12 protein-coding genes are annotated in these 14028 nt (G+C 56.1%); 4 read left to right on the top strand and 8 right to left on the bottom strand.

From position 1 onward, the window contains the following. Positions 1–6: 6 nt before the first annotated feature. The 8 genes from ACQG2Q_RS18575 to syd all read right to left on the bottom strand — a co-directional run bounded on the left by ACQG2Q_RS18575 (position 7) and on the right by syd (position 8331). Positions 7–1152 (bottom strand): glycerate kinase, encoded by a 1146-nt coding sequence (locus ACQG2Q_RS18575; protein ID WP_032626012.1) that lies wholly within the window; start codon positions 1150–1152, stop codon positions 7–9. A gap of 77 nt (positions 1153–1229) precedes the next feature. Next, entirely contained in the window at positions 1230–2567 is a 1338-nt protein-coding gene (gene gudD / locus ACQG2Q_RS18580) for a glucarate dehydratase (RefSeq protein WP_046618678.1), read from the bottom strand. A gap of 15 nt (positions 2568–2582) precedes the next feature. Continuing rightward, positions 2583–3923, bottom strand: coding sequence for an enolase C-terminal domain-like protein (locus ACQG2Q_RS18585; protein WP_023298498.1), 1341 nt, complete (start codon positions 3921–3923; stop codon positions 2583–2585). Next, positions 3923–5278 (bottom strand): galactarate/glucarate/glycerate transporter GudP, encoded by a 1356-nt coding sequence (gudP, locus tag ACQG2Q_RS18590; RefSeq protein WP_003862734.1) that lies wholly within the window; start codon positions 5276–5278, stop codon positions 3923–3925. The genes ACQG2Q_RS18585 and gudP overlap by 1 nt, the downstream gene beginning before the upstream one ends. 308 nt (positions 5279–5586) lie before the next feature. Further along, the gene (locus tag ACQG2Q_RS18595) at positions 5587–6036 is read right to left on the bottom strand and encodes a flavodoxin (RefSeq protein WP_022649212.1); all 450 of its coding nucleotides are present in this window, start codon (positions 6034–6036) and stop codon (positions 5587–5589) included. A gap of 15 nt (positions 6037–6051) precedes the next feature. Continuing rightward, complete coding sequence (gene truC, locus ACQG2Q_RS18600; RefSeq protein WP_058646255.1) at positions 6052–6837, bottom strand: tRNA pseudouridine(65) synthase TruC; 786 nt, start codon at positions 6835–6837, stop codon at positions 6052–6054. Beyond that, a complete protein-coding gene (locus ACQG2Q_RS18605; RefSeq protein ID WP_032626018.1) occupies positions 6834–7163 on the bottom strand; it encodes a YqcC family protein in 330 nt (109 codons plus the stop codon). The genes truC and ACQG2Q_RS18605 overlap by 4 nt, the downstream gene beginning before the upstream one ends. A 622-nt stretch (positions 7164–7785) precedes the next feature. Further along, positions 7786–8331 (bottom strand): SecY-interacting protein, encoded by a 546-nt coding sequence (syd, locus tag ACQG2Q_RS18610; protein WP_022649215.1) that lies wholly within the window; start codon positions 8329–8331, stop codon positions 7786–7788. 69 nt (positions 8332–8400) lie between these two features. Between syd and queF the strand changes: the two genes are divergently transcribed. From queF to ACQG2Q_RS18630, 4 genes are all read left to right on the top strand, one after another. Next, the gene (queF, locus tag ACQG2Q_RS18615) at positions 8401–9243 is read left to right on the top strand and encodes an NADPH-dependent 7-cyano-7-deazaguanine reductase QueF (protein WP_023298501.1); all 843 of its coding nucleotides are present in this window, start codon (positions 8401–8403) and stop codon (positions 9241–9243) included. 116 nt (positions 9244–9359) lie between these two features. Then, the gene (gene ppnN, locus ACQG2Q_RS18620) at positions 9360–10724 is read left to right on the top strand and encodes a nucleotide 5'-monophosphate nucleosidase PpnN (protein WP_096216659.1); all 1365 of its coding nucleotides are present in this window, start codon (positions 9360–9362) and stop codon (positions 10722–10724) included. 504 nt (positions 10725–11228) lie between these two features. After that, positions 11229–12518 (top strand): HAAAP family serine/threonine permease, encoded by a 1290-nt coding sequence (locus ACQG2Q_RS18625; protein ID WP_426759255.1) that lies wholly within the window; start codon positions 11229–11231, stop codon positions 12516–12518. A 62-nt stretch (positions 12519–12580) separates the two neighbouring features. Next, complete coding sequence (locus ACQG2Q_RS18630; protein WP_022649219.1) at positions 12581–13948, top strand: L-serine ammonia-lyase; 1368 nt, start codon at positions 12581–12583, stop codon at positions 13946–13948. Positions 13949–14028 lie beyond the last annotated feature (80 nt).

The raw sequence follows: 14028 nt of genomic DNA on the forward strand, positions 1-14028 counted from the left end.
CGAACGTTAACGCGACATCCCCTGTCCCACCTTTATGGCCGCCGCAATATTCCTTGCGGCCATCTGTACATTCTGTTGCGCATTTTCCAGCGCATCCTCCAGCGAGCAGATGGTGTAAATCACGCTGAATACCGCATCCAGTCCGTGCTCGTGCACCACGCCAACATCCGCCGTCAGGCTGCCGGCAATGCCGATAACCGGTTTGTTATAGCGTTTCGCGACTCTCGCCACGCCAACGGGCACTTTGCCGTGGATCGTCTGGCTGTCGATACGCCCTTCGCCCGTGATCACCAGATCGGCGTCCGCGACCTGTTCATCGAGATGCAGGGCATCGGTGACAATCTCAATCCCCCGACGAAGCTGTGCCCCGCAAAATGCATACAGCGCCGCCCCCATTCCGCCAGCTGCTCCGCCCCCCGCCAGGTTTAAGACGTCAATGTCCAGGTCCCTGGCGATAATGTTTGCGTAATGCGCAAGCGCGTTGTCCAGCGTCCTGACCATCTCCGGCGTCGCCCCTTTCTGCGGACCGAATACCGCAGAAGCGCCAGTCTCGCCAATCAGGGGGTTGGTCACATCGCAGGCCACTTCAATTCGACAGTCTGCCAGCCGCTCATCCAGCCCACTAAGATCGATATGCGCAAGGCTTGCCAGTTCGCCGCCGCCCGGCCCAACGGGCTGTGCTTTCGCATCCAGCAGTTTTACGCCCAGCGCCTGCACCATGCCTGCGCCACCGTCATTGGTCGCGCTTCCTCCAATGCCAATAATGATATGCTTAACGCCCGCATCCAGCGCATGACGGATCAGTTCCCCGGTTCCCCACGAGGTGGTGATTAACGGGTTACGCTTTGCAGGAGCAACAAGCTCCAGACCACTCGCGGCCGCCATCTCGATAAACGCGCTTTTCCCGTCTCCGGATAACCCGAAAAACCCTTCCACGCGTTCTCCCAAAGGCCCGGTAACGGGAACATGGACAAGACGCCCATGGGTGGCTGCCACCATCGCTTCCACCGTCCCTTCGCCACCATCGGCAACCGGTAATTTGACGTACTCCGCTGAGGGGAAAATTTCGCGAAAACCGACCTCTATCGCTGTCGCCACCTCCAGCGCGCTCAAGCTTTCCTTATACGAGTCCGGAGCGATAACAATTTTCATAAGCCATCCTTACGCATGTTAGTTACGTTAAGCATACACCACGTAAGGGACCACTCATGGGAGCGGTCCCAGTTGGCTTATCGTACCATGCACGGACGTTTATTGTCGAATGACCACTCTGGGATCAGGTACTGCATCGCCAGCGCATCATCACGTGCGCCCAGCCCGTGTTTCTGGTAAAGCTCGTGCGCTTTCATGACCTGATCCATATCCAGTTCAACGCCCAGCCCCGGCGTAGCTGGAACCTGCACCATCCCCCCCTTGATCTCAAACGGCTGTTTGGTCAGGCGCTGATTGCCCTCCTGCCAGATCCAGTGGGTGTCGATAGCGGTAATGTTGCCCGGCGCAGCAGCCGCTACGTGGGTGAACATCGCCAGCGAGATGTCGAAGTGGTTGTTGGAGTGCGAGCCCCAGGTCAGGCCGAACTCATGGCACATCTGCGCCACGCGAACCGAGCCCTGCATCGTCCAGAAGTGCGGGTCTGCCAGCGGAATGTCCACCGATTGCAGCGAGAGCGTGTGCCCCATCTGGCGCCAGTCGGTCGCGATCATGTTGGTGGCGGTTGGCAGCCCGGTGGCGCGACGGAACTCCGCCATCACTTCACGTCCAGAGAACCCCTGCTCTGCGCCGCACGGATCTTCCGCGTAGGCCAGCACGCCTTTGAGCTGCTTACCAATTTTGATCGCCTCTTCAAGCGACCAGGCACCGTTCGGATCCAGCGTGACGCGCGCCTGCGGGAAGCGCTTCGCCAGCGCGGCAATCGCCTCAGCTTCTTCTTCACCCGCCAGTACGCCGCCTTTCAGCTTGAAGTCATTAAAGCCATATTTTTCATACGCGGCTTCAGCCAGGCGCACCACCGCATCCGGGGTCATCGCTTCATCGTGACGCACACGATACCAGTCGCATTTTTCGTCCGGCTGGCTCTGGTACGGCAGCGGGGTGAGTTTGCGGTTGCCGATAAAGAACAGGTAGCCGAGCATTTCCACTTCGCTGCGCTGCTGGCCGTCGCCCAGCAGGGAGGCGACATTGACGCCCAGATGCTGGCCTAGCAGATCCAGCATCGCGGCTTCAATGCCCGTGACCACATGGATAGTGGTACGCAGATCAAACGTTTGCAGACCACGGCCACCCGCATCACGATCGGCAAAGGTCGTACGCACGCTGGTCAGCACATTTTTGTACTCGCCCAGCGTTTTACCCACCACCAGCGGAATGGCGTCCTCCAGCGTTTTACGGATCTTCTCCCCGCCCGGGATTTCACCGACACCGGTATGCCCTGAGTTGTCCTTGATCACCACAATATTACGGGTGAAGAACGGCGCATGGGCGCCGCTCAGGTTCATCAGCATGCTGTCATGTCCCGCGACAGGAATGATCTGCATGGAGGTGACTACAGGGGTAGAAAATGTGCTCATCGTTCGATCCTTTTATCAGTGACGTCCAAATACAGGGCGCTTACGGTCAAATGTCCAGCCGGGGATAAGGTACTGCATCGGGCCTGCGTCGTTGCGCGCGCCGCCCGGCAGTTTTTTATACGCTTCATGCGCCTTGTGGATCTGATCCCAGTCAAGCTCCACGCCCAGCCCCGGGGCATCCGGTACGGCAATGGTGCCGTTTTTGATTTCAAGTGGATTTTTGGTCAGGCGCGCTTCGCCTTCCTGCCAGATCCAGTGCGTATCGATGGCGGTCGGGTTACCCGGCGCCGCCGCGCCAACGTGGGTAAACATCGCCAGCGAAATGTCGAAATGGTTATTGGAGTGGCAGCCCCAGGTGAGCCCCCAGTCATCGCACAGCTGCGCCACGCGCACCGCGCCGGAAAGGGTCCAGAAGTGCGGATCAGCCAGCGGTATGTCCACCGCATTCAGCATCACCGCGTGGCCCATTTCGCGCCAGTTAGTGGCGATCATGTTGGTCGCAACCGGCAGCCCGGTAGCGCGGCGGAATTCGGCCATCACCTCGCGGCCAGAAAAGCCCTGCTCGGCGCCGCACGGATCTTCCGCGTAGGTCAGCACGTCGCCCAGTCCTTTGCACAGCGCGATAGCTTCATCCAGCCGCCAGGCGCCGTTCGGATCGACGGTGATGCGTGCCTCCGGGAAGCGTTTTTTCAACGCGCGCACGCTGTCAATCTCCTGTTCGCCCGGCAGAACGCCGCCTTTCAGCTTGAAGTCTTTAAAGCCGTAGCGATCCTGCGCCGCCTCTGCCAGGCGTACCACCGCCTCGCCAGAGAGCGCTTCCTGATGACGCAGGTGATACCACGCGTGGCTGCCCGGCGAGCGTTCCAGATACGGCAGATCGGTTTTCGTCCGGTCGCCAACGTAGAACAGATAGCCCAGCACCGTTACCGCATCACGCTGTTTGCCTGGCCCCAGCAGTTCGCAGACCGGCACATTCAGCGCCTTGCCCAGTAAATCAAGGAGAGCCGCCTCCAGCGCCGCCACCGCGTTAACGCGCAGTTCAAACGTCCAGGCGCCTTTGCCGAAGGTATCAAAATCAGCCGACTGGTTGCCCTTATGCACCCGCTGAACCACCTTGTTCAGGCGGGCGACCTCCTGCCCAACCACCTGCGGGATGGCGTCGACCAGCGTCTGGTAAATCACCTCTCCGCCAGGCGCTTCCCCGACGCCGGTATTCCCTGCGCTGTCGGTCAGCACCACGATGTTGCGGGTGAACCAGGCGTTATGCGCGCCGCCAATGTTGAGCAGCATGCTGTCCTGACCCGCCACCGGGATGACTTTCATCTCCGTCACGATCGGGCTTGATTGCGTTGTCATCATCCGCGCTCCCCAACAGGTTTCAGTTCGATTCGTTTGATGTCCCCCACCAGCACCAGGTAACTGAGTACCGCCACCAGCGCATGGACGCCTACATAAATCAGCGCACCATTGAAGGAGCCGGTGGTGCCGACGATGTAACCGATAGCGATTGGGGTGACAATGCCGGAAATGTTGCCAAACATGTTGAACAGACCGCCGCTCAGGCCGCTGATCTCTTTCGGCGCGGTATCTGCCATCACCGCCCAGCCCAGCGCGCCAATGCCTTTACCGAAGAAGGCCATCGCCATAAAGCCGATAATCATCCACTCCGCGCTGACGTAGTTACAGAACACCATGGTCATGGAGAGCAGCATGCCGAGCACGATTGGCGTTTTACGCGCAATATTCAGCGAACCGGTGCGACGCATCAGCCAGTCGGAGATGACCCCGCCGAGCACCCCGCCCACGAAGCCGCAGATGGCTGGCACAGAGGCGACAAAACCCGCCTTCAGAATCGACATCCCGCGCGCCTGCACCAGGTAAACCGGGAACCAGGTGATGAAGAAGTAGGTTAAGGCGTTAATGCAGTACTGGCCGAGATAGATACCGATCATCATCCGTGAGCCGACGAGCTGTTTGATCTGCCCCCATTTCTGGCTGAACGGGACTTTTGCTTTCTGGGTTTTCTGATCCATGTTGATCAGCGCCCCGCCTTCAGCAATGTAGTCCAGCTCTTTCTTGTTCACGCCCGGGTGCTGGTTTGGTTCGTGGATCACTTTCAGCCAGATAAAGCTGATGACGATCCCCAGCCCGCCCATGAAGAAGAAGACGTGCGACCAGCCCACTTCGTGCGTCAGCCAGCCCATAATTGGCGCGAAAATAACCGTCGCAAAGTATTGCGCCGAGTTAAAGATTGCTACCGCCGTTCCCCTCTCCTGCGCCGGGAACCAGGCGGCCACAATGCGGCTGTTGCCCGGGAAAGATGGCGCTTCCGCTAAACCCACCAGGAAGCGGAGGGTAAAGAGCGCAATGATAATGCCGAAGCCGCTGAAGATATCCACGAAGCCCTGTAACAGGGTAAACATCGACCAGATGAAAATGGACCAGAAATAGACCCGTTTTGAGCCAAAGCGGTCCAGCAGCCAGCCGCCAGGGATTTGGCCGATTACGTAGGCCCATGAAAATGCGGAGAAAACATAACCCATACCCACCGGATCAAGTCCGATGTCCTTTGCCATCTCAGAGCCGGCAATGGATAACGTGGCACGGTCGCCGTAGTTGAAAGAGGTGACGATAAACAGCATCACCACTATCCAGTATCGGGCGTTGGTGCGCTTCTCAGCGCTGCTCGCCGCGTGGCTTAATGTACTCATTGTTGCACTCCTGAAACATAGCTTTCGCCTGGTTCATTCTGTACAGCACCTGTAGGGTAATCAGAATGAGAGATTTGTGTTTGGTTTTGGTACGGCCCGAAGCCGTTTTATAGTGACGGGAAAAGTATATGAAGGAGTGACCGGTTCTCTCACCGTGCAGGAACACAACATTGACGGGCGTGGGGAACGTGGTTTGGGGCATAAGCCCAAAGTGGTGGAAGATACTTCACGGAATTGAGGATATGGTGCAGCTTCGTTGCCGGGTGGCGGCTACGCCCTACCCGGCCTATAGCTCGTATAGTACAGGGTTAGTTCAGGAGCGTGGCCCAATGTTCAACCCAGGGATTTGACTCGCTTTCCGGTTCGGGGTGCTCGCCAGCATCAATCAGTAACATCTCGCCGACCCGCTGAGCGTGCTGTTCCTGCAACAGCGCGTCGAACTGCTTACCGCCGCCGCAGAAATTGGCGTAAGAGCTATCGCCTAGGGCGATGATGCCATAGTGAACATCTGGCTGATAGCCAAGCTGGTCTTTAATGCCCTGGAAAAGCGGGACGATGCTGTCCGGGAGATCGCCCTGCCCGGTGGTGGAGGTCACCACCAGAATGTATTTATCTTTATACTTTTCCCAGTCCGCCAGCTCCGGGTCTTCATAGACCGTTGCTTTATGGCCCTGATTGACGAGGATTGCTTCTGCTTCCTCCGCAACCAGCAGCGAGTTGCCGTACATCGTGCCGACAAAAATACCTACTTCAGCCATGCTTTGCTCCCGTAATTATTGCGCTTGCTGTTCATCCTGAACGTTGCCTGCGGCAAACTCAACCCTTTCATTTTCGGGGAGTTGTCCCAGCCAGCCAAACTGTGACAGCGCCTGCATCCAGACCTCGTCCAGCCCCGCGCGAATAGTCAGCGGTTCGCCGGTAAACGGGTGCGTCAGGCTTAGCTCGCTGGCGTGCAGCATCAGTCGGTTACAGCCAAAGTGCTCTGCCGCGCTGCGGTTCTGCCGCAGATCGCCGTGCTTGCTGTCGCCGATAATTGGGTGGCGCAGATGTGCAAGGTGGCGGCGAAGCTGGTGCTTGCGCCCGGTTTTGGGCAAAAGCTCAACCAGACTGTATCGCGTGGTCGAAAATTTGCTGGTCGCCACCGGCAGTTCTGTGGTCGCCATACCGCGATAGTCGGTCACCGCAGGCTGCGGACCTTTATCTTCGCGGGCAAATTTATCGGCGATTTTATCCAGTTCCTCCACCAGCGGATAATCCAGCGTGGCGGAATCCGTCAGCCAGCCGCGCACAATGGCGTGGTAGCGCTTCTGGATCTGGTGCTGTTCAAACTGCTGCGACAGCAGGCGCCCGGCCTCACTGGAAAGCCCCATCAGCAGAACGCCAGAGGTTGGCCGATCCAGACGGTGGGCAGTAAAGACGTGCTGACCGATTTGGTCGCGCACGGTTTGCATAACAACCACTTTCTCATCGCGATCGAGCCAGCTTCGGTGTACCAGCCAGCCGGACGGTTTATTCACCGCCACCAGCCACTCATCCTGATACAGGATCTCAAGCGTCATGCATCGTCACCGGCGAAAAGCCCATCCAGCTTTTCCAGCTCAACCAGCATAACGTCGCGCGCCGGGTGGGTCGCCTCCAGCGCCATTTCGTAATAGGGAGAGACGGCAAACGCCTGGGGCAACGCGTGTCCCCCTTCCAGCAGCGCGTGCATGCGCGGAATTAATACCCACTGGAGCCATTCGAATGGAGACAGCGTATCCAGACAAAACGGCTGGGTGCTGGCGAACGCGTCTGGCTGCGGCGCACTTTCCTGCCACAGCTGATGCTGGCGCATAAGGGCTTCGATGGCGTGCAACTGCGCACGAACGCTATCGTGATGCGTCATAGTAACCTCAACTGAAAAACGGAATGGCGCGAAGCATAGCATTGCGGAAGACAGAAATAAAAAAAGGGAGCACTGTAAAAACAGTGCTCCCGGTTCGTTTCGCAGCATTCCAGCTACAATACGTGCTCCCTGCTCATCCGTGACAACTTTTCCTGATGCCCGAAGGCCTGGTCATCCCTTTACCTTTTGCTTCCTGCTCACATCATCCTGACGTGTAGGTTTCGTCCTGGCCATCCTGACCCACCGACCATCCTGACCGGCTCACGTTCTCCTTCCTGGAGGTGTCCCTTACGCATCCTGCGTGATCCACTTTGCTTCATCCTGAAGCCTTCCTGCGGCGTCGTCCTGACGTGTTCCTGGTGAGAAACGCCATCATCCTGATGTTCGTTTCTCGCGTCGGCATCCTGTCGACACAGATAGAATCCGCTATTCTGCCTCGTCTTACAACCCACCCTGTGAGCAAGGTAAGCCTGGCGAAACGGGGATAATCGTTTCAGGAAATCGCTAACCTGTTGAAAGGGAAGTTAATATTAATCTGAAATCCCTAAGACAAAGCTAATTGTTTCGGCGATGTCTCACAGTGCGTGTAAGAGATCTCTCACACGTCCAGTAGCATCATGGATTACAGAAGCGGCTCAAGTCGGGTAAGAAAATCCGCAAGAGAAGGCGCGAGAACGTCGCGATTGCGGGTGCCGAGCGTCTCTTTAATGACCTCGCCAGACAGGTTGCAGACTGAAATGACGTCCAGTTCACTGTCGAGCGTCGCAATAAAGAGAGTCGGGGAGAGCTTAAGGCGTTTTTGCGTGACCAGGTGACCAATGAGGTTTTCCTGAACGCGTTGAAGATCGTCTTCGCTCCAGGTTTGCAGCAGCGTCAGCGGCTGTCCTGCAAAACATGCAGTCATATCCCCGGCAAACTGCGTGGTATAAATTGCATGAAGCGCAGGTTGTATCACAATGTCCATTGCGCGTTCAACCGCATTTACATTCTGCTCGCCCGTGAACGGTTTCGGTTGCCAGATAACGTAATCATCCTGCGAAGCGATAATGCACGGTGACGGCACGCCATATAAGTCAGTACTTTGCGGCCACGTCCCCCGCTTTTCATGCCAGGCATCGCAATAGCGGGTCGTGAAGGACGTCAGGGCATTTGCAGTTTCGATATCCACCGATTTCTCTCTTCTTGTAAGACAGGATAAACTCAGCCCCTAAGTGTACCTGTAAAGTGGCTATGAAACATGTCTTACGAAAATCATCAGGCGTTAACGGGCTTAACGCTGGGTAAATCGACCGATTACCGCGACACCTACGACGCAAGCCTGCTTCAGGGTGTGCCGCGCAGCCTGAACCGCGATCCGCTTGGCCTTCATGCCGACGCGCTGCCGTTCGTCGGCGGTGACATCTGGACGCTGTACGAACTCTCCTGGCTGAATGCGCGCGGTCTGCCGCAGGTGGCCGTGGGCCATGTCGAGCTGGATTACGCCAGCGTAAACCTGGTCGAATCCAAGAGCTTTAAGCTCTATCTCAACAGCTTTAACCAGACCAAATTTAACAGCTGGGACGAGGTACAACAGACGCTTGAACGTGATTTAAGCGCGTGCGCGCAGGGGAACGTAACCGTCTCGTTATACCGTCTGCATGAGCTGGAAGGTCAGCCCATCGCCCATTTCCACGGCACCTGCATCGACGATCAGGACATTGATGTGGAGAGCTACGAATTTAGCACCGACTATCTGGAAAACGCGGCGGGCGGAAAAGTGGTCGACGAAACGCTGGTCAGCCATCTGCTGAAATCCAACTGCCTTATCACCCATCAGCCGGACTGGGGCTCGGTACAGATCCAGTATCGCGGCCCGCAGATTGACCGGGAAAAGCTGCTTCGTTACCTGGTGTCATTCCGTCATCACAACGAATTCCACGAGCAGTGCGTGGAACGCATCTTCAATGACATCCAGCGTTTCTGCCAGCCCGAAAAGCTGAGCGTTTATGCCCGCTATACCCGTCGCGGCGGCCTGGACATTAACCCATGGCGCACCAATACCGATTTTGTGCCTGCCACCGGACGGCTGGTGCGCCAGTAAGATAAATATTTTCACAATATGCGGGCGGTATTCCGCCCGAAGTGTTGTGAAACGTCATAAGCCAGGGCTATTGTAATCAACAGGGAAAGACGATAATCGTCCCATAAGGAGCTCACTTGATTACACATATTAGCCCGCTTGGCTCTATGGATATGTTGTCGCAACTGGAAGTGGACATGCTTAAACGCACCGCCAGTAGCGACCTGTATCAACTGTTTCGTAACTGTTCACTTGCTGTACTGAACTCCGGAAGCCTGACCGACAACAGTAAAGAGCTGCTGTCCCGCTTCGAAAGTTTTGATATCAATGTGCTGCGCCGCGAGCGCGGGGTGAAGCTGGAAGTGATCAACCCGCCGGAAGAGGCGTTTGTCGATGGGCGTATTATTCGCTCACTTCAGGCCAACCTTTTTGCCGTGCTGCGCGACATCCTGTTTGTTAACGGACAGATCAGCAACGCCGGTCGTTTCCAGCATCTCGATCTGGAAAGCTCCGTTCATATCACCAACCTGGTTTTCTCCATTCTGCGTAACGCCCGCGCCCTGCACGTTGGCGAAGCGCCGAACATGGTCGTCTGCTGGGGTGGTCACTCTATTAACGAAACCGAATACCTGTACGCCCGCCGCGTGGGTAATCAGCTCGGCCTGCGCGAGCTGAACATCTGTACCGGCTGCGGTCCTGGCGCGATGGAAGCGCCGATGAAAGGCGCGGCAGTAGGACACGCGCAGCAACGCTATAAAGAAGGCCGTTTTATCGGCATGACCGAGCCGTCAATCATCGCCGCTGAGCCGCCTAACCCGCTGGTTAACGAACTGATTATTATGCCTGATATCGAAAAACGTCTTGAGGCGTTTGTCCGTATCGCGCACGGTATTATCATCTTCCCTGGCGGCGTAGGTACGGCGGAAGAGCTGCTTTATCTGCTCGGGATCCTGATGAACCCGGCCAACAAAAATCAGGTTCTGCCGCTGATCCTGACCGGCCCGAAAGAGAGCGCCGTCTACTTCCGCGTGCTGGACGAATTTATCGTGCATACGCTGGGGGAAGACGCGCGCCGTCACTACCGCATTATTATTGACGATGCCGCAGAAGTGGCCCGTCAGATGAAAAAAGCGATGCCGCTGGTGAAAGAGAACCGTCGTGATACCGGGGATGCCTACAGCTTTAACTGGTCCATCCGTATCGCACCGGATCTCCAGATCCCCTTCGAGCCGTCGCATGAGAACATGGCGAACCTCAAACTCTATCCGGATCAGCCGGTGGAAGTACTGGCAGCTGACCTGCGTCGCGCCTTCTCTGGCATCGTGGCGGGGAACGTGAAGGAGGTGGGGATCCGCGCGATTGAGGAGTTCGGGCCGTATAAAATCCACGGTGACCCGGAGATGATGCGCCGCATGGATGACATGCTGCAGGGCTTTGTGGCTCAGCACCGCATGAAACTTCCGGGTTCTGCCTATATTCCCTGTTACGAAATCATCAAATAAAGCGTCCTTTCCCTCCTCTCAAGCCGGATTGTCATCCGGCTTTTTTATTAGTGATGTAATTCATAGCGATCTTCAATGTTATTAACAAATCTGGCGCCCGCGCAAACGATTACCTCATTTTTGAAACCGTAAATAATCAGCCTTAATCGAAATTACCTGCCAGAAAATCCTAAAATCCTATTTCTTTACAGCGAAAGACACCTATCTCGCGGGTCAGCCTTTTCGAAAACATGTCGTTAATGGTAGCCTTCGCGCCCGTAAATCCTCTTTGATGTTTTTTTAACAGATAAATGGTCTAAATATGCCCACATCATAAGTGGATTATTGCATTTGGGATCGCGATCACTGATAGATTCATAACGAGAATGTATCTTTCCGCCCGCCAATAGTTACGGGCAAAAATTATTAAAAAACCGTCACTGAACGAATTTCATATTACCGTCAGGCACTTTTTCATCGGATTTGACTAAAAACCTGACAATTTGCTTCCTCCAGGAGATACAGATGGAAACCACTCAAACCAGCACCGTTGCTTCGATTGAATCCCGAAGCGGTTGGCGCAAAACGGATACCATGTGGATGCTTGGCCTGTACGGCACGGCAATCGGCGCTGGTGTACTGTTCCTTCCTATCAACGCAGGTGTCGGCGGTCTGATCCCGCTGATCATCATGGCCATCATCGCCTTTCCGATGACCTTCTTTGCACACCGCGGCCTGACCCGCTTCGTGCTGTCCGGTAAAAACCCGGGCGAAGACATTACTGAAGTCGTTGAAGAACACTTCGGCGTCGGCGCAAGTAAGCTGATTACCCTGCTCTACTTCTTCGCGATTTACCCGATTCTGCTGGTGTATAGCGTTGCTATCACCAACACCGTTGAAAGCTTCATGATGCACCAGCTGCAGATGACCCCGCCGCCGCGTGCGATCCTGTCCCTGATCCTGATCGTCGGTATGATGACCATCGTGCGCTTTGGCGAGCAGATGATTGTCAAAGCGATGAGCGTGCTGGTATTCCCGTTTGTTGCAGCCCTGATGGTGCTGGCGCTGTACCTGATCCCACAGTGGAACGGCGCTGCGCTGGAAACTCTGTCTCTGAGCAGCGCATCCGCAACCGGTAACGGCCTGCTACTGACCCTGTGGCTGGCGATCCCGGTAATGGTGTTCTCCTTCAACCACTCGCCAATCATCTCCTCCTTCGCGGTGGCGAAGCGTGAAGAGTACGGCAATGGAGCAGAGAAGAAGTGCTCCAGCATCCTGGCTCGCGCACACATCATGATGGTACTGACAGTTATGTTCTTCGTGTTCAGCTGCGTGCTGAGCCTCTCCCCGGCGGATCTGGCGGCGGCGAAAGAGCAGAACATCTCTATTCTGTCCTATCTGGCAAACCACTTTAACGCACCGCTGATTGCGTGGATGGCACCGATCATCGCGATTATCGCCATCACCAAATCCTTCCTGGGCCACTACCTGGGCGCACGTGAAGGCTTCAACGGTATGGTGATTAAATCTCTGCGCGGTAAAGGCAAGAGCATTGAAATCAACCGTCTGAACAAAATCACCGCGCTGTTCATGCTGGTGACCACCTGGGCGGTAGCCACCCTGAACCCAAGCATTCTGGGCATGATTGAAACCCTGGGCGGCCCGATTATCGCGATGATTCTGTTCCTGATGCCGATGTACGCGATTCAGAAAGTGCCAGCGATGCGTAAATACAGCGGCCATATCAGCAACGTGTTCGTTGTTGTGATGGGTCTGATTGCCATCTCCGCTATTTTCTACTCGCTGTTCAGCTAATACCTCCTGCGCCGTCTTCGGATGGCGCACTCCTCCCCTCTGACTGAAGCAATGGACGCATCATGATTAGCGTATTCGATATCTTCAAAATCGGTATTGGTCCTTCCAGCTCTCACACCGTCGGACCAATGAAAGCCGGTAAACAATTCACGGATGACTTGATTGCACGCGGCATTTTGCACGACATCACCCGCGTGGTTGTCGATGTATACGGTTCCCTTTCCCTGACCGGTAAAGGCCACCATACCGATATTGCCATTATCATGGGGCTGGCGGGTAACCTGCCGGATACCGTTGATATTGACTCCATTCCTGGCTTTATCCAGGACGTGAACACCCATGGTCGTTTGCTGCTGGCCAACGGCGAGCATGAGGTTGAATTTCCGGTTGACCACTGCATGAATTTCCATGCGGATAACCTGTCGCTGCACGAAAACGGCATGCGCATTACCGCGCTGGTCGGCGATAAAGCGGTTTACAGCCAGACGTATTACTCCATCGGCGGCGGGTTTATCGTCGACGAAGACCATTTTGGTCAAACCAACGGCTCCGCCGTTGAGGTGCCGTACCCGTACAAAAACGCGGCCGATTTACAGCGTCACTGCCAGGAGACAGGCCTATCTCTCTCCGGCCTGATGATGAAAAATGAGCTGGCCCTGCACAGCAAAGAGGAGCTGGAACAGCACTTCGCAAACGTCTGGGAAGTGATGCGCAGCGGCATTGAGCGCGGGATCACCACCGAAGGCGTGCTGCCGGGTAAACTGCGTGTTCCACGTCGTGCGGCTGCGCTGCGCCGCATGCTGGTCAGCACCGACAAAACCACCACCGACCCGATGGCCGTTGTCGACTGGATCAACATGTTCGCGCTGGCGGTGAACGAAGAGAACGCCGCGGGTGGCCGCGTCGTCACCGCGCCAACCAACGGGGCGTGCGGCATTGTTCCGGCGGTCCTGGCGTATTACGACAAGTTTATCCGTGAAGTGAATGCAAACTCACTCGCGCGGTATATGCTGGTCGCCAGTGCGATTGGCTCACTGTACAAGATGAACGCCTCGATTTCCGGCGCGGAAGTGGGCTGTCAGGGTGAAGTGGGCGTAGCCTGCTCTATGGCGGCGGCGGGTCTGGCCGAACTGCTTGGCGCAAGTCCTGCGCAGGTTTGTATTGCGGCGGAAATCGGCATGGAACATAACCTGGGGCTGACCTGCGATCCGGTCGGCGGACAGGTCCAGGTGCCATGCATTGAGCGTAACGCCATCGCCTCTGTGAAAGCGGTGAACGCGGCCCGTATGGCGCTGCGCCGCACCAGTGAACCGCGCGTGTGTCTCGACAAGGTTATCGAAACCATGTACGAAACCGGTAAAGATATGAACGCCAAATACCGCGAAACCTCCCGCGGTGGCCTGGCGATGAAGATCGTTACCTGCGATTAAGCCTCTCAGGAAGCCTCGTTTTGCGAGGCTTCTTCCTGTTTTCCCCACCATTCATAGTTTCATGCTGCGCTCAGTGTTAC

Origin of the sequence: Enterobacter cloacae complex sp. 370H10, from assembly GCF_050031535.1 — a bacterium.
Lineage (GTDB): Bacteria > Pseudomonadota > Gammaproteobacteria > Enterobacterales > Enterobacteriaceae > Enterobacter > Enterobacter intestinihominis.